Source organism: Blautia sp. AM28-27, from assembly GCF_003480905.1.
Lineage (GTDB): Bacteria > Bacillota > Clostridia > Lachnospirales > Lachnospiraceae > Fusicatenibacter > Fusicatenibacter saccharivorans.
Genome location: NZ_QUJK01000011.1, coordinates 1 through 16,384, shown reverse-complemented (window position 1 = coordinate 16,384; position 16,384 = coordinate 1). Strand labels below are relative to the sequence as shown.

11 protein-coding genes and 2 pseudogenes are annotated in these 16,384 nt (G+C 44.3%); 4 read left to right on the top strand and 9 right to left on the bottom strand.

The window, feature by feature from the left end; translation table 11 throughout:
- Positions 1 to 4 precede the first annotated feature (4 nt).
- From DW743_RS12970 to DW743_RS12935, 8 genes are all read right to left on the bottom strand, one after another.
- Entirely contained in the window at positions 5 to 1,747 is a 1,743-nt protein-coding gene (locus DW743_RS12970; RefSeq protein WP_117761812.1) for an extracellular solute-binding protein, read from the bottom strand.
- Positions 1,744 to 3,453 (bottom strand): sensor histidine kinase, encoded by a 1,710-nt coding sequence (locus DW743_RS12965; protein ID WP_117761811.1) that lies wholly within the window; start codon positions 3,451 to 3,453, stop codon positions 1,744 to 1,746. The genes DW743_RS12970 and DW743_RS12965 overlap by 4 nt, the downstream gene beginning before the upstream one ends.
- Positions 3,416 to 4,975 (bottom strand): response regulator transcription factor, encoded by a 1,560-nt coding sequence (locus DW743_RS12960; RefSeq protein WP_117761810.1) that lies wholly within the window; start codon positions 4,973 to 4,975, stop codon positions 3,416 to 3,418. The genes DW743_RS12965 and DW743_RS12960 overlap by 38 nt, the downstream gene beginning before the upstream one ends.
- A gap of 147 nt (positions 4,976 to 5,122) precedes the next feature.
- Positions 5,123 to 5,959 carry a carbohydrate ABC transporter permease gene (locus DW743_RS12955; protein ID WP_117761809.1) on the bottom strand — a complete coding sequence of 279 codons (837 nt, stop codon included), beginning with the start codon at positions 5,957 to 5,959 and terminating at the stop codon, positions 5,123 to 5,125.
- Positions 5,959 to 6,801, bottom strand: coding sequence for a carbohydrate ABC transporter permease (locus tag DW743_RS12950; protein WP_117761808.1), 843 nt, complete (start codon positions 6,799 to 6,801; stop codon positions 5,959 to 5,961). The genes DW743_RS12955 and DW743_RS12950 overlap by 1 nt, the downstream gene beginning before the upstream one ends.
- A gap of 169 nt (positions 6,802 to 6,970) precedes the next feature.
- Positions 6,971 to 8,308 carry an ABC transporter substrate-binding protein gene (locus tag DW743_RS12945; RefSeq protein ID WP_055222161.1) on the bottom strand — a complete coding sequence of 446 codons (1,338 nt, stop codon included), beginning with the start codon at positions 8,306 to 8,308 and terminating at the stop codon, positions 6,971 to 6,973.
- Between the two features lie 281 nt (positions 8,309 to 8,589).
- Complete coding sequence (locus DW743_RS12940) at positions 8,590 to 9,849, bottom strand: IS110 family transposase (protein ID WP_117761807.1); 1,260 nt, start codon at positions 9,847 to 9,849, stop codon at positions 8,590 to 8,592.
- A 565-nt stretch (positions 9,850 to 10,414) separates the two neighbouring features.
- On the bottom strand, positions 10,415 to 10,885 hold the full coding sequence (locus DW743_RS12935) for a LysR substrate-binding domain-containing protein (RefSeq protein ID WP_158565833.1): 471 nt from the start codon (positions 10,883 to 10,885) through the stop codon (positions 10,415 to 10,417).
- On the opposite strand from DW743_RS12935, the gene DW743_RS12930 reads away from it, so the two are divergent.
- Entirely contained in the window at positions 10,845 to 11,228 is a 384-nt protein-coding gene (locus DW743_RS12930) for a putative sulfate exporter family transporter (RefSeq protein WP_117761805.1), read from the top strand. The genes DW743_RS12935 and DW743_RS12930 overlap by 41 nt on opposite strands.
- A 78-nt stretch (positions 11,229 to 11,306) precedes the next feature.
- Here the strand turns inward: DW743_RS12930 and DW743_RS12925 are convergent.
- Positions 11,307 to 11,518 (bottom strand): annotated as a pseudogene (locus DW743_RS12925) (transposase); the annotation flags it as partial.
- Between the two features lie 195 nt (positions 11,519 to 11,713).
- On the opposite strand from DW743_RS12925, the gene DW743_RS12920 reads away from it, so the two are divergent.
- The 3 genes and pseudogenes from DW743_RS12920 to DW743_RS12910 form a co-directional block, all read left to right on the top strand.
- Positions 11,714 to 13,897 (top strand): helix-turn-helix domain-containing protein, encoded by a 2,184-nt coding sequence (locus DW743_RS12920; RefSeq protein WP_117761804.1) that lies wholly within the window; start codon positions 11,714 to 11,716, stop codon positions 13,895 to 13,897.
- Positions 13,898 to 13,966: 69 nt separating this feature from the next.
- Positions 13,967 to 15,118, top strand: coding sequence for a Gfo/Idh/MocA family protein (locus DW743_RS12915; RefSeq protein ID WP_117510865.1), 1,152 nt, complete (start codon positions 13,967 to 13,969; stop codon positions 15,116 to 15,118).
- Positions 15,119 to 15,356: 238 nt separating this feature from the next.
- A pseudogene (locus DW743_RS12910) lies at positions 15,357 to 16,310 on the top strand (IS91 family transposase); the annotation flags it as partial.
- Positions 16,311 to 16,384: the final 74 nt, after the last annotated feature.

The window sequence follows — 16,384 nt, the reverse complement described above, 5'->3', positions numbered from 1 at the left end:
CTTTTTAGTTCTTTCCACTTTCATAGGCGTTCTGCACCCGTTCGGTCAGCACTTTTCCACCGTTTGCATACCATTCTATCACAAAAGTATCAAAGTAATCCACTGGTTTCTCCCCACTAATGATCTGAAGAAATGCTTCCTGTTCCAGTTCCTGTAATTCTTGCGGAATTTCTGCATTTACATTTTCCAGAGGCAATGTCGATGTACTTGTTATTCCTGCCTTCTGCAGTTCCCCCACAGCCTGAATTCTTGACGCATACGCCGCCCATCCATTCGCGGTTGTCAGCTGTCCATTCAAGTAAGATTTACATGTATTAAAATAAGACTTTTCCAAACCGCTAAGCTCTGATACATCAAGCGTCTTATCCAGTGCTGCCTGAATATGTTCTGTCGTACGGTAAAGTGCATCCTCATAATCCACATTAATATTCAGTGGCCGGGCCGTCGGATCTACATTAATAGAAAAATAATCATTCACTTCTCTTGCCGCACTATCATTTGCATATCTAGACTGATCAAAAATCGCACTCACATACTTTGCTACAATTTCCGGATGCTCATATCCTTTACGCACCACCACATACATCCACTGGTCATACGATTCAAAAACTGATATCTTCTGCGTCTCATTTACCTGTTCTTTGTCTAAAAGATACGGTTTCCACTCTGCATTTGAATCGACATTATATGCTGCACTCAACGGGTTATTCGGAGCCCACCAGCGTCCATAGATAGCACCGCAATGTCCGGTTTTTAACAGATCATCTATGTTTTCCGTCTTTCGTAGCAGGAATCTCTGGTCGAGTATCTCATCCTCATATAGATTGTGAAGTTTCAAAAGCGCTTCTTTTGTTTCCTGTGTTACTGACCCATAAACTACATTTCCATTTTTATCCAGGATCCAGTGACATGGCATTGCACCGGCATGTATAAAAGTTGCATCCACTCCATAAGTCTGATCCGCACCGGCAACCACGTCTGTACTACAGGCAAGGCCGATTGTCTGACCGTCTCCTGCTGCATCCTGTTCTACAAATGCCCGGATCACTTCCAACGCTTCTCCTACTGTTTCCGGTTCCTTTAATCCCAACTTCTCAATCCAGTCTTTCCGCAGCCAAAGAAGCGGAGTTCCATCGTCAATCACCGTATTCGGAAATGCATATAGCTTTCCATCCACGGTTGCAGACTGTAAAAGAGAATCTCCATAACTTTCATACATTTCTTTGATCGTATCTGTCGTACACTCTTCATACGTTTCTGTAAGTTCTTCGATCAGGCCTGCTTCAATCAGGCGGAGCAGGTTATCTCTTCCCTTCACAACAAGCACGTCTGGAATATCACGATCTTCAATCGCTACATTGACCGCCTCTTCATAAGTATTGCCATCCTGCAATTCAAAGACATCTTCATTCTGAATATTAAGTATTTTCTTCAAATATCTCGTATATGCATTATTTTCGTACGTATCTCCTACAGGAAGATTCGAATTATTCGCCCCTGCAATCTTGCCAAGTGTATAGGTAACAGTCTCAGGATATTTCCCAAGTGGTGTATGCATCGCTTTATACATCAGCTTTCTTTTCACTTTAACTGCATTGCTTGCACCAGACTCACTTTGAGATGCTTTTAACTGTTCCATCTGTCTTTGACTTTCCTTCGTCTCAAAATAGGTTCCGCACCAAAGCATCAGCAATAAAATTAATGCAAGATGGGCTGAGAGAATTCGCTTTTTCATATCGTTTTTCATAACACCTTCGCCTCCGTGTTCTTCGGAATCCGGATAAAGACCCGCGTTCCTTTTCCTGGAGTACTTTCTATCTTCATCTCACCTTTTTCTCCATAAAGGACATGGATTCTGTCACAGACATTTCGCACACCATAACCGGAGGACTGATATGTCAGAATCTGATCCGCCTTCTCCTGCGTCATTCCCGCACCATTGTCCCTGATTTCAAAGAAAATGTGCTCAGCCTCTTCACGAATCGTCAGCCACAACGTCGGATTCTCATTATCTGACACATCAATTCCATGATCGATTGCATTTTCTGCAAGTGGCTGCAGGATCAACTTCGGTATCAGATAATCATTAAGACCATCCGAAATCTGTTCAACCACACGGAACTCGTTATCATGCATAACAAGTTGGATTTTGAGATATGCACGGATGTTATCAATTTCTTTTGCCACTGTGGTCATTGTTTCACCACGATTCAGGCTTGTCCGATAATAAGTAGACAGTGCCAATGTCACATGACTGATTTCATCCTCACCCGCTTCAATTGCTTTCCAGTTGATGATTGAAAGCGAATTATAAAGGAAATGTGGATTGATCTGTGCCTGCAGTGCTCTCATCTCACTGTTCTGAAGCTGGATCTTACTCTCATATACTTCTGAGATCAAATGGTTCATCTGATCCATCATGCGCCGAAATGACCGGATCAGCACACCCACCTCGTCTTTGGATTTACTCTGCACGGTAACTTTACGAAGTCCCATATTGATCAGGTTCATATTTTCAGTCAATAACTCCAACTGCGATACCATACGGAGGGAAAAAACATATCCCAGAAAACTCAGAAGAAGAACACTGATCAAAATAATCGGAATATTTTTGAGCAAAAGCTTATGGATTGCGTTTTCACTTACTGCCTTTGGACGATAGATATAGAAATTCCATCCTGTATCCTTCATTGTCCGCTGTACCAGATAATAATTCTCACTGATATCTTTCGGACTCTCAATATCCTTCGGACGATATTTCTTATCCATAGAACACTCGGCATAGACAATATTTCCATTATCATCCTGAATCATGCCTCCTGTATTATCTGTAAGCTGGCTCATGAATGGTTCAAGAACTTTTTCATAATCCAGACGCATCTCCAACACCGCTTTGATCGTATCATTGTCATAGAATTTCCGACTGGCAATGATTGATTTATTCACACCGCGAGTGATGCTCCACTGCATTAATGTTCCCTCATTCAACCTGGAATACCACTGTTGATTCTCCGCTTCCGACATTGGAAGAAGTGTATCTCCATGTGGCACTTCTATATTGTCAGAATATAATGTAATGCTCTGGATCTCTTTGTGATAGATCGTCGGCATCTGCAACAGTGGATCAGCCACCTTCACATATTTCAAATACTTCTCATAATCCGACTCTGTCTCCACATCAAAAATATTCCTGAGATTTTGAGAATAAGACAGATAATCAACCAGGTTCTTATAGATCTGAGACTGATTCTCAATCGAACTCACTGACTGTTCCAACATTTTCTCCAGATTGTACTGTTCCTTCTCTCGCAATTGATTCATCATGCCATACTGCATGGAAAAAGCAAGGAATCCTACCGGAACCAGTCCTGCAATCAGCATCAAAACAGACAGTTTTTTACGAAATTTCAGATTTTCAAATCGATGGATCAACTTCCGTATTTGTTTTTTCATCCGCCGCTATTCCTTTCCTGCATGCTTCCGGTGTATCTCCGAAAAACTCTCTGAAACTTCTGCAGAAGTATGAGTTATTGGAAAATCCTACTTCTTTCGCAATTTGGGAGATTTTCATATTCGTTGTCTCTAAAAGCTCTTTTGCTTTATTCATTCGCACTTCACGGATAAAACGGTTCAGTGTCATCCCTGTTTCTTCTTTAAATACAGCACTTAAATATCCCGGTGACAGAAAAACCATTGCGGAAAGTGTCTCTGCTCCCAGATCCTTTTCCTTATAATGGTGATAAATATATCCCTTCACGGTTGTAACTTCTGATCGGAACCCATCTTCCTGCTCTTGTATGCAATGTTCATATTCCTGAAGTACTTCTTCTACTATAGCAATCACATCATTAAGGTTTCTGCAACGATATAATCGATCCACTCTCTTTGAAAGCATCTTTTCATCCAGCCCTTCCATCTGGTCGAGCAATTCTTTCATAATTCCAGAAAATACAAACTTTATATACATATCCGAAAATTGCTTATGCGCACGATATTTTTCTTCCAGTCTCTGAAAATCCTGACGGAGATGTGGCAGATCTTTATATTGAATATCTTTCGTAATCTGTTCCATGATTTCAGAATCTTCTGCTGGATCAGCTTTCTTCTCTTCCTGCTTCTCCCCGTGGAAAAACAGATGCTGACGTGGCTGATAGAACTGCTCTTCTAACATTCCTTCCAGCACCTTAAATTCCTCTGCCAGATTTTTTCCATCTTCGATTTCCTCACTGACTGCAAAATAACATTCACTGTCAAACTGGTGCGCAAAAAAACGGTACATTTTCTCTACGATTCCATGATAATCTGCATATTTTTCCGTGAACAAAAAGATGGATTCGTTCGAATTCAGATTCACATAATGAAACTCTCTCTGCACCTCTTCCTTCAGGCTCATCAGGAAATGTTCCTCTTCCGTTTCGAAGAATCCATTTGAGGCACTGACAAGAACCATACGGGTAAATTGGGACAGATCATCTTCCATTCCATCTGTAAGTTTCTTAAACTGAACAAAATCTTCCTCTTTTCCCCCATACAGATATTTCAGTAAAAAGTATTTTTTCAGATAATCTTCTTTCTTTTCCTGCTGCTCTTTTTTCTCTATCTTGGAAGAAATATTTTCCATCACTCGTTGAAAAGTCTTATGGAATTCCTCCGGATCAACCGGCTTCAGAACATAGTCTACAACTCCATACCGCAATGCTTCTCTTGCATAAGAGAAATCATTATATCCGCTGAAGATCACGATTTCCATATCCGGATGATCTTCTCTCACTGCTTTCGTCAGCTCCAGTCCATTCATATAAGGCATCTTTACATCCGAAAATAAAATATCCACATGGTTTGATTCTAATACTCCCAGTGCATCCTTTCCATTCGTTGCTTCTAGGATCTGGAATTCTCCTTCCTCCCTCTTTAACAGAAAGCGGATTCCCCTTCGCTCCAGTTTTTCATCATCCACGATCAATATTGTAATCATTTCCCCACGCCTCCCACACGTTCACTTTACATTTTCACTATTCCTTTTATAACGTCCGAAAACAGCAGGGAATGTTCACTCACTCTCTGCTGTCTTTTTTTAATTTTTATAATTCTATTTTAATTCATTTTTTAGACAATGTCCACACTAGCCTTTAACCGCTCCGGCTACAACGCCTTCGATAATATATCTCTGGCAGAACAGGTAGAAGATGATAATCGGCACAATTGCAAGAACCAGAGTTCCCATCATTGCTCCCATATCTACAGAACCGTATCCACCTTTCAGATACTGAACTGCCATCGGCACTGTCTTATATTTTCTCTGATCCAGTACAAGTGATGGAAGCAGGTAGTCGTTCCAAATCCACATTGCCTGAAGAATTGTAACTGTTACGCAAGTCGGCTTGGCAATCGGAAGTACAATTTTAAAGAATGTCTGGATTGGTGTACATCCATCAATCATTGCAGCCTCTTCAATCTCCAATGGAATGGATTTCATGAACCCGGTAAACATAAAGACGGAAAGTCCTGCACCAAATCCAAGGTAGATCACAACCAGTCCCCACGGATTTCCCATATGAAGCATATTTGCGATCTTGGATAATGTAAACATTTCCATCTGGAATGGCACGATCATTGCAAACAGGCAAAGCATGTAAAGGATCTTTGTAAATTTTGTCTTCACGCGGCAGATATACCATGCACACATGGAGCAACATAAGATAATCACTGCTACAGATAAGATTGTGATAAATAAACTCCATCCAAATGCCTGAATCAGCTGTGTCTGCTTAATACCACGGATATAGTTCTCTAATCCGACATACATCTTTCCGGTCGGTATCTTGAACGGTGCTTTACTGATATAGGCTTTTTTCTTAAAGGAGTTGATAAATACCAGTATGATCGGATACAGATACAGCAGGCTGAGTAGTGTAAAAATAACGGTTAATAATGTACCATGTTTTACTTTTTTATTCATTACTGCTGCACCTCCTTTGATGTTGTCAGTTTATTCTGGATCAATGCAATCACTCCTACGATAATAAAGAAGATAACTGCTTTCGCCTGTCCTACACCTTCCCAGCCAGTTCTTCCATAGAATGTATTATAGATATTCAGGGCAAGCATTTCTGACATCTTGTCCGGTCCACCGTTTGTCAATGCAAGGTTCTGGTCGAAAAGTTTAAATCCGTTTGTAAGTGTCAGGAAAGTACAGATTGTAATGGATGGCATAACCATCGGAATTGTAACATATCTTAAAAGCTGTACTTTATTCGCTCCATCAATCTGTGCTGCCTCGATCAGCTCTCCAGGAATATTCTGGATTCCTGAGATGTAGATGATCATCATGTATCCAACCTGCTGCCAGAGCATCAGGATAACCAATCCCCAGAAACCATATTTTGAAGAATATGTAAGTGTTTTCTGGAAATGTGCCAGAATACCATTTAATAACAGCTGCCATACATATCCAAGTACAATACCACCGATCAGGTTCGGCATAAAAAATACAGTACGGAAAATATTGGTTCCCTTAATATTCTTTGTCAAAAGCATTGCTACCGCAAATGCAAAAATGTTGATCAATAATACTGTCACAATTGTAAATAATGCGGTAAACCAAAGAGAGTGAAGAAAATCTCCGTCTCCAAGGATCTTTGCATAGTTGCTAAGTCCAATAAATTTAGCGTCTGTCACCGTTGTGAACTTGCAGAACGAAAGATATACGCCTAACACAAACGGTGCAAGGAAACCTATCGTGAATGCAATCAGCGTCGGTAATACAAATACCGGAAAATATCTCTTTATTGCTTTTTGCATGTTCTTCTCCTCCTGTCTTTCTTTTCTGTAAAAAGCCTTTCTGCGCCTTTGCTTTTCACAATTCTAATTACAAAATTTCAGCCTGCCCCGGTATGCTCGTTGGCAGGCTGTTTGATCTTCTTCTCTATTTCACAGCCTTTTTATCTGCCTATCCTGTGAAAAGTCTTTTTTATTCGTTTGCTGCTGCGTATTCTTCAGCCCATCCATCAACAAATGCTGTCTGTACACTATCCCATGCGCCTGTACCCTGTGCATAGTTCAGAAGAGCTCCACCAAGATTGTTTTTCCAGTTCTCAGATGGCATTGTTGTAAAGTTCCAGCTTACTGGTGTCTTTCCTGCCTCTGTATACTCAGCATTTGCTTTTACAAGCGGGTTGTCCGGAAGGTAATCTGAGAATGTTGTGAACGGTGTTACAAATCCCATCTCGTTAGCCAGCATGTCACGACCTTCATCGCTCTCAACTACCCATTTCATAAAATCAAGTGTTGCCTGAATGTCTTCTTCTGAAGCGTTCTTATTTACACACCAGTAGTTCTCAGATCCTGTACAAAGTCCCTGATTTTCTTCTCCATCAACTCCGATGTAGATTGGAAGCATTCCCATATCTTCATCTGCTACTTCATTATCTTTGATATCATTGTAAGCCCATGTACCATTCTGATAGAATACTGCTTCGCCAAGTGCAAATTCACTTGCTGCGTCATCTCCTGTCTTAGAAGAAATCATAGATGGCTCACATGTAGAGTTGTTCAGATACAGATCCCAGATCTGTTTGTAGTTGTCAAGGTATGTTCCTTTGATTGCATCTGTGCTGTCAATTCCGTCTGCCTTATACTCATAGTAGATTGGAAGATTTGCAAGGTGTGTCTTGAATCTCCAGTCAGAGGAAGAATCCATTCCTGCTGAAGTAAAAGCTCCTTCTACTCCAAGATCATCTTTGTGTGCCTGAATCTCTTCTGCAACTGTCTTAAGTGCCTGGAAGTTATTCAGATCATCAATTGATTTGATACTTGCATCCGGCAATTCGAAGTATTTGTTCAGAAGAGCTTTGTTGTAGATCAGACCATAAGTCTCAATAACATAAGCGATTCCATCTACTGCGTCGCCATCTTTTAATATATAATCGTCAGACTCGACATCTTTATAAACATCGCTGTCTGAAAGGTCATAGCAATAATTTTTCCATGTAGCAAGTCCAACCGGTCCGTTTACCTGGAACAATGTTGGTGCCTCATCTTTTGCCATCTCTGATTTCAACTGTGACTCGTAAGTTCCTGATGCTGCTGTCTGTACATCAACCTGAACACCCGTCTCATCTGTATACTCTTTTGCAAGTTCTACCCACTGGTCAGCCTGCTCTGGTTTAAAGTTCAGATAATAAACTTTTCCGGATGACTTATCTCCTTTCGCTGTTTCATCTCCGCTTGATGTGGCTCCACATCCTGCAAGCATTCCTCCTGCCATTGAAGCTGCAAGTACAAGTGCAAGAATCTTTTTCTTCTTCATAATTGAATCCTCCTTTTATGATTACTTTTCTTTGTTTTTCTTGATGATGTTATTATAAGAAAAAGTTCCAAAATAAGATATAATAAAATTCCAAGAAACATAACACTATTTCAAGATTATTGTAATTTTTGAAGATTTTGTGTATGATACAAGAGTTCGCCAAGAACCAAAAATGAAGTTTGAAACAAATAAGTAGAGAACAGCCACGAAATAGAGGGCATAGCAAACAAACCACCGGATTAGCTGGTTTTGAAAATTGAATATATAAACGCAACACCTAATTAGGAGACCGGCGAAGGCTCATCTTTAATGAGATACCCTCGTTGCCTTAGAAGATTAAGTGCCTGTGAAGTTGTAAGAACTTTTTCTTTTTTCACAGGACGTGATTCAAGAAAACCATCGGATGTATAAGGTTTTAAATCTGTGAGTATGTGCCAGATAGCGGTCAGGATCATACGGCAGCGTGCAATAATGGCTTTCTTGTGGCCACGACGTGTTTTGATACGCTTATAGCGGGTGGTAAATTCAAAATGTTTCTTCGATTTGATTAAAGCATTTGCAATCTGTACCAGAACTGGTTTAAAATAAGAACCAGTACAGGAAATCCGAGTGGATTTGATTTTACGGTCGCTCTTATCATTTCGGGGACAACATCCAGCCCAGGAGACGAGGTGTTTTGCTGTGAGGAAGACAGGCATATCACCACCAATCTCTGAAAGCACCTGAATTGCAGTCATTGGATTCTTATCGAATCCAGGAACCGTTCTTATTAAGTTTAAAGCAGCCTCGTATTTATCACTGAGACGAAGGATTTCCTGTTCTACTTCTGAAATGTGCTTTTGAAGTTCGTCTATGTGATCAAGGCACTGTCTGAGCTTTACATCCTGTTCTTTCGAGATATTACCATCAACGGCCGCCTGAATTTCTTCTATTGGAGTTTTACAGCGGCTGTCAACAAAGGGTGACACATCAAATTTTTCCCCAGGGTGCTGCAAAATCTGTTCCGTAATGGAACGGGAAGATTTCCCGAATACATCAGAAAAGACATCATCAAGCTTCAGATTGGAAACAGTAAGACAATTTTGGGCACGATTCTTCTCACCGGTAATCATACAGGTGAGTTTGAAACGGTATCTTACGAGATCCCTGAGTTCTCTGATGTCAGCAGGTGGAATAAAAGAAGGTTTCACCATGCCGCACATGTATAGATCACAGATCCATTTGGCATCTTTGCGGTCGGTCTTGTTTCCTTTCATGGGTTTGGTGTATTTCGGATGGGATAGAGTAACCCGGATTTTGTGTTGCTCTAAGATATTGAAAACAGGGATCCAATACTTGCCGGTAGATTCCATACAGACATCGTTACAGTTGTATTTAGCAAGCCAGACACACAGCTGATGCAAACCTTTAGAAAAGGAAGAAAAGCGAGCCTGCTTATACTCTGTACGATTATTGGAATCCGTGATACCGATACAGGCATAAATCCATGTTTTGTGGACATCAAGTCCACAGCAGTTAAATTTAAAAATTTTAAAAGACAAGTAACTACCTCCTGATAGCATAATGATAAAACGGACAGTGACTGGTCATCCGGCGAGATCGAGTCGACTTCGGAAGAGATAAGTTTCCGGGCTACAGTTATGCGCCACTCATTGATGCCTTAACGGATGACCGACAACATATAAATATGCGAGGTTGCCGCTATACAGCCCCGCCACTCACCTCCACGTGTTCTGTAGTGTGTCAGTCTTATGGAACCATCATATCAGAAGGGAACAAAAATAGAAAGTGAAGGTAACCAACACGTTTCATGGCGCATTGGTGGCTTTCGCAGAAAGACGGGAAATAAATATGGATAAATCCATGTTCATAATAATTCTTTCTCCATAGTCAGATAGTGCAGCTAACCTAAACCAAAACAAAAAACTTCATAAACAACGTCATGGCGAAGCCCCCTTCGCTCTTTTGTTATGTCATTTTTTATTTCCAGCCCATTATACACTATTTCTGACGATTTGAGAAATTTCCTATAAAGCAAAAAAGGCTCGGTGGGTGCAACACCGAGCTTTCGTTTTTCTATTAGAAACTATCTGACAAATCAGAGCTTTAGCAGGTTGCAAGAAATAGATCGGCTTTAGGTTCTGCAACCGAACGGTTAATATAAACAAGATTGAATTCACCAGTGATCTCCATGTCCTCCACTCTAAATGTTGCCAAGTCATTTCGGCAGTGGCTAATTGGTTCATATGCAAAAGTAATCAAATGATCCATTGCAACCAAGTCGCAAATAATAGAAAAATTACTGATGGACGAATGCCGACTGAAGCTGTCCAGTGAATAACCTCTTGCGGCCACGGCTTGTTCCTGAAGCATGTGTGTTCCGGAACCTTTCTCACGCACAAGCAGGCTTTCCTGAAGAACTTCCTCAAGAGAAACGGTTCTGCCTGCAAAAGAATGACGGCGGCTGCATATGCCCAAAAAGCTCTCTTTTTTATAGAGGCGGTGCGGATACTTTTCTTTATCGAACACGCCTTCAATTATTGCAAAGTCCACAGGCATCTGCGGTGGCTCTGCCATTGCCGCTATCGCCCCCACCATCGACGCGGACGACAACGACGTTGCCTACGCCATGTCCGCCACCTTCCTATTTGACATGGCGATGATCGTGCTGTTTCCCATCATGGGCCGGGCACTGGGTATGACGGATCAGGCCTTTGGCATCTGGGCAGGTACGGCGGTGAGCGGCACCAAGACTGCCAGCAAGTTCCTGATGGTCTGCGCACTGGCTGCCATCGGATTGAATACCTCCTTCGCCAGCATGAAGAAGGCTGGCATCCGCCCCATGATTCACGGTTTCATCATTTCTGCGCTGGTTGTAATTGTGGCGCTGCTAGTGGAGATGGGCATGGGAATCGTGTAAGAAAGCTACAAGACAATTGAGCAAAGCCACAGTTCAAAACAAAACTGTGGCTTTTGTCTTTGGATTGAGGAATGGCGTTACGTATTTGCTCGAATTACGCAGCTGATGGATGATGCAATTCTGAATTTCCGTCTTGGGAAATACAGCCCCAATCGCCGCAGAGAATCCCGTCAGGTTATCCGTGCAGGCAATGAAAATGTCCTCCACGCCTCGTTTTTTAGCCCGTTGAGTACCGTTGCCCAGTACTTGGCACTTTCGTTTTCTCCTACCCACATCCCCAACACGTCTTTTTTAAGGGCACAACGCACATATCCTTGCTCACTCTTTTTTCATTTTCTTGTTACGGTCTTTCGGGGCAACAGCCCCATCAAATCGCTTGTAAAGCGATTGTGCTTTCGAAAAAAGCATGATACGATATTGCCATAAGCAGTGATGTTGCAACACATAGCTACAATCTACAATAGTGAAAGGAGACGATCTCACCAATGCGATGCTCCCTTGTTTCCAACAAAATAATCCAAGCCCGTGAACGTTTGGGACTCACACAGCAGCAGTTAGCGGAAAAGCTTTGTGTAACCAACAAAGCCGTTTCCAAGTGGGAATGTGGCGTCACACTTCCTGACATCTCGCTTTTGGTGCCTCTATGCCGTGTTCTGGGTCTGACGGTGCAGGAACTGCTGGATGAATACGACGGCAAATTCGGTAATACCCCCGGCTGCCAGACCACGGAAGATCCTGCGCAGGACACGCTGTTTGCGGCGCAGCAGCACAGCCATTACCTGTATATCGATCTCAAAACCACCTCTACGGTGTCGCCCCATTTGTTTGGCCACAACCTGGAGCATACCAGAGCCAGCATCATGGATGGTCTCAGCGCCCAGATGATCCGCAACCGGAAGTTTGCCGGCGCTGCGGCGCGCAACGGCGTAGCGCTGGACTGGGAAGGCATCGGCGAATGCGTGTACTTTGCCAATGAACACCGCCTTCCCGGTAGCAACGCAAACGAAGCTTATGTATGTCATTACGCGCACAACGGCATGTGGCGGCGTAACGAATGTCAGTCCCAGATGATTCAGAACCCAATTCCGAATCAGGTGAGCGGTATCCGTCAAAAAGAGCTCTTCCTTCAAAAGGACAGGAGCTATCCGTTTGCCGTCGTTGTCAAAGTACAGCAGCCGCTGGATGTGCGCGTCGCGCTCACCAACGCCGATGGTACGCAGATTTATGCGGAAACCGTTTTTCCTGTTCAGCCCGTTCTAGCGAAGGAGGATGCACAGGAAGAGGTGGATGAATGGCAGCGCTTTGAGACGATTCTGACCCCCGGCGTCGACGATGCGCATGCCGTGATAAGCATTACCTACACGGAGCAGGCACAACTGCTCATCGGCGCAGTTTCCATGATGCCGGACAATCATTTCCATACCATGCGCAGGGACACCGTGGAAAAGCTCAAGGAAATCGGCGTGCGTCTGCTGCGCTGGCCGGGTGGCAACTTTGCCGGCGAATATCGCTGGCAGGATATGTTCCTGCATCCCGACAGGCGCGCTCCCATGGAGGGCTACATGGAAAATGAAACGCAGCCCTTTACACACGGCTATGACATGCATGAAATAGACACCGACGATTTTATTGCACTGTGCCGTGAGATCGGCGCGGAGCCCTTCCTCACCATCAATGCCGCCTGGGATTCCCCCGAAGTATGCGCCGCCTGGGTGGAATACTGCAACGGCCCTGCCGAGAGCAAATACGGCAGGCTGCGTGCCCAGCGCGGTCATCAGGAGCCCTACAATGTCAAATGGTGGTCGCTGGGCAACGAAATGGGTTATGGCCACATGGAGGGCGCAAATACGCCGGATGGATACGCATCGCTGGTGGAAACGCATGCGCGTGCCATGCTGAAGGTTACGCCGGATCTGAAATTTGTTTCTTCCGGCCCCTATCCGAATCAGGAGTGGGTAGATGTTTCCATCAAGAAGCTGGCTCCCATTGCGCCATACGTTTCTCTGCATACGTACAATTCAGTCCATTGGGACTTCACCTCTCCGGAGGGCATGGAGCGCTGCTATAACGAAATGATCCGCATGCCCATCCACAATCTAGGAATCCTGCGCAGGCTGCATGACATGCTCCCGGAAAAGACATTCATCTCCTACGATGAATGGAATCTGTGGAAAACATGGTGCCGCAATCCTTCCTCCATGGAGGGCATCTTCACTGCGCAGATGCTGCACATGTTCATGCATGAAAGCGAAAAACAGCGCATGCCCATGGCCTGCTACTTTGAGCCGGTTAACGAAGGCGCCATGCAGGTGCATCCGGATCATACCGAGCTGACGGCAACCGGTCAGGCCTTTGCGCTGCTCTCCCGGCATGCCGGCGGAAAGCTGTGTACGGTAGATGGTGTAGAAGACTTTGAAGTCGTTGCCACCATCGATGATCATCATGTGCTGACCCTGACGATGCTCAACCTGAACTGGCAGGAGGAAACTACTTACTCTCTGAATAAATGCGGAACAATTCTGGAAAACAAGGTACTTCAGGCCGAAAATCTGTTGCCTGGTACCCCGTTTACGGAAAATCCCCTGATGATTCATGTCAAGGATGATATTATCAAGGCGAAGCTTCCACCCCGCAGCGTTGCCTGTATCAGTATTTCACTCGTCGAATAACATACACGGAATGCAAAAAAAAATAAAATGAAAACAGCAAGTCGCTCACAGCATGAAAGGAGTAATTTTATGAAAAATGGAAAGTTGACGGTTGCCATCGTGGGCATGGGTTTCGGCAGCTGCTTCCTGCCCATCTATCTGAAGCATCCGGATGTGGAGCATGTCATTATGGTGGATACCAATCCGGACCAGCTGAAGGCGCTGGCAGATATGTACCTGCTGGACGAAAGCTACTACACCACCGACTTTGAAGCGGTATTGCAGAACCCGGATGTGGATGCGGTCCATCTGGTCATTCCGCCCGCGCTGCATGCGCCCATGTCGGTTCAGGTGCTCAACGCAGGCAAGCACTGCGCCTGCACCATCCCCATGGGTATGTCCATGAAGGAGCTGGAAGACGTTATCAAGGCGCGGAAGGCTTCCGGCAAACACTATATGTTCATGGAAACTTCCGTCTACACCCGCGAGTATCTGTATGTGAAGGAGCTGTACGAATCCGGCGCAATGGGCAAGCTGCAGTATATGCGCTGCGCCCACTATCAGGATATGGAGGGCTGGCCCTCTTACTGGGACGGCTTCCCGCCCCTGGCACATCCCACCCATGCCATCGGCCCCTGTTTTGCTCTGGCAGGGCAGCGTCCGGTCAGCGTCTTCGGCAGAGGCTCCGGCAAGGTCCGTCCGGAACTGGAAAAGCAGTACGGCTGCCCCTTCGCCTTTGAGTCTGCTCTGGTGGCCTTGGAGGATGGCGAGACGACCGTTGAAATGGAGCGCTTCCTGTACCATGTCGCCCGTGGCTACAGCGAATGCTTTAATATCTATGGTGAAAACAAGTCCTTTGAGTGGGATCAGCTCAACGGCGACAAACATGTGATGTTCAGCCGGGATCTGGTTTGGGAGAACGAGAACCGCGGCGGCAAGATCGATGAGGAATACGTTCAGGTCCCCGATTATGCCCATCTGCTTCCGGACGTCATTGGCCGGTTTACCTACGAAGTGGCCTATGACGAGGTCAATCCCCATCTGTCCTTCAAGCAGGGCGGCGGTCATGGCGGTTCCCATCCGCATCTGGTCCATGAGTTCGTTACCAGCATTCTGGAAGACAGAACTCCCTTCCCCTCCGATATCGATGCGGCCTACTGGACCGGCGTTGGTCTCCTGGCCCACGAAAGCGCCATGGAAGGCGGCACCGTAAAGTCGCTGCCCAAGTACGAAGAGCTGTAACGGGAGCCGGTAAAAACGCAGTCTCCCCAAAAAAGCCGAACCAATCGTTCTGCCTCAAATTGTCCATACAGCCAAGAGGGTTTGCCTTGATTTTGCCCAGCAATGCATCTTCAGCAAAGACCGCGGTCAAGGCTTCTCCCACAATAAAAAAGTGTCTGCGACACTCTCAACTCCCCTAACCCCTCATTCATGAGGGGAAGGGGTTTTCTTATCTCCTTCTTTATTGTAAAATTCTATTATGAATATATTACAATCCATCTTTACCGATTATTATGAACTCCATCCTCGTCCTGCTGTCATTGAAAATGTCAACAAGATGATTCATTGTGGTGACCCTTCTTACGGTGGTGCCATGTATGGCTGTCCTCACTGTGGAAATCTTAAATTTGTTCCCTTTCGCTGTAAAAGCCGTTTTTGCCCTTCCTGCGGAAACAAATACAACCAGCTTCGTTCTTTTCATATGTCCTGTAAGCTTGTTTCTTGCGTTCATCGCCATTGTGTTTTCACTATCCCAGCGGAACTTCGCGTTTATTTTCTCGAAGACAGGACTCTCTTAGATTGTTTATTTCATTCTGTTCGTGATGTTGTTTTACGCATGTTTTCCAAAATGAATAAAACCGAAAACTTTACTCCTGGGCTTATCTGTATTCTTCACACTTTTGGGCGTGATTTAAAATGGAATCCTCATATCCACGATCTCATCTCCGAGGGTGGGGCTGGTAACATCACTCCTTGGCGTCCTGTCAAACACTTTGATTACAGTTTCCTTCGTAATGCTTTCCGCAAAGTCCTGCTTGAACGACTTACCTCCCGCATTGGTCCGACTTTTCGCAAAGTCAAAAATGAAATGTACACGAAACACGCTGACGGCTTTTATGTCCGTGCAAAGCCAAATCTTTGCACTCCTGATATCACCATTAAATACATCAGCCGATACCTCGGCAGACCTGTTATTGCCACATCGCGTATTGATACTTATGACGGCAAAAATGTAACCTTTCATTACACCAGACACGAAGACAATAAAACTGTTACTGAAACCATTCCTGCTTTGAACTTCATTCAAAAACTCATTGTCCACATCTCCGAAAAACATTTTAAAATGCTTCGCTACTATGGGATATATGCCAAACATCATAAGCAGGAAATGAAGCTCCGTAAATGTATTTCTGCCGAAAAACAATGTTTCCTACATTCTAGTTAGCAACCACCTGTTCAACTGGTGGTTTATTATTAGCCCTCCAAAGGGCTATTGTTACTGCTCGC

Coding starts and splice junctions, on each gene's coding strand:
- DW743_RS12945 (WP_055222161.1), bottom strand. CDS start 8,308: ATGAAGAAGAAAAAGATTCTTGCACTTGTACTTGCAGCTTCAATGGCA.
- DW743_RS12960 (WP_117761810.1), bottom strand. CDS start 4,975: ATGATTACAATATTGATCGTGGATGATGAAAAACTGGAGCGAAGGGGA.
- DW743_RS12915 (WP_117510865.1), top strand. CDS start 13,967: ATGAAAAATGGAAAGTTGACGGTTGCCATCGTGGGCATGGGTTTCGGC.
- DW743_RS12970 (WP_117761812.1), bottom strand. CDS start 1,747: ATGAAAAACGATATGAAAAAGCGAATTCTCTCAGCCCATCTTGCATTA.
- DW743_RS12920 (WP_117761804.1), top strand. CDS start 11,714: ATGCGATGCTCCCTTGTTTCCAACAAAATAATCCAAGCCCGTGAACGT.
- DW743_RS12950 (WP_117761808.1), bottom strand. CDS start 6,801: ATGCAAAAAGCAATAAAGAGATATTTTCCGGTATTTGTATTACCGACG.
- DW743_RS12935 (WP_158565833.1), bottom strand. CDS start 10,885: ATGGCAGAGCCACCGCAGATGCCTGTGGACTTTGCAATAATTGAAGGC.
- DW743_RS12955 (WP_117761809.1), bottom strand. CDS start 5,959: ATGAATAAAAAAGTAAAACATGGTACATTATTAACCGTTATTTTTACA.
- DW743_RS12965 (WP_117761811.1), bottom strand. CDS start 3,453: ATGAAAAAACAAATACGGAAGTTGATCCATCGATTTGAAAATCTGAAA.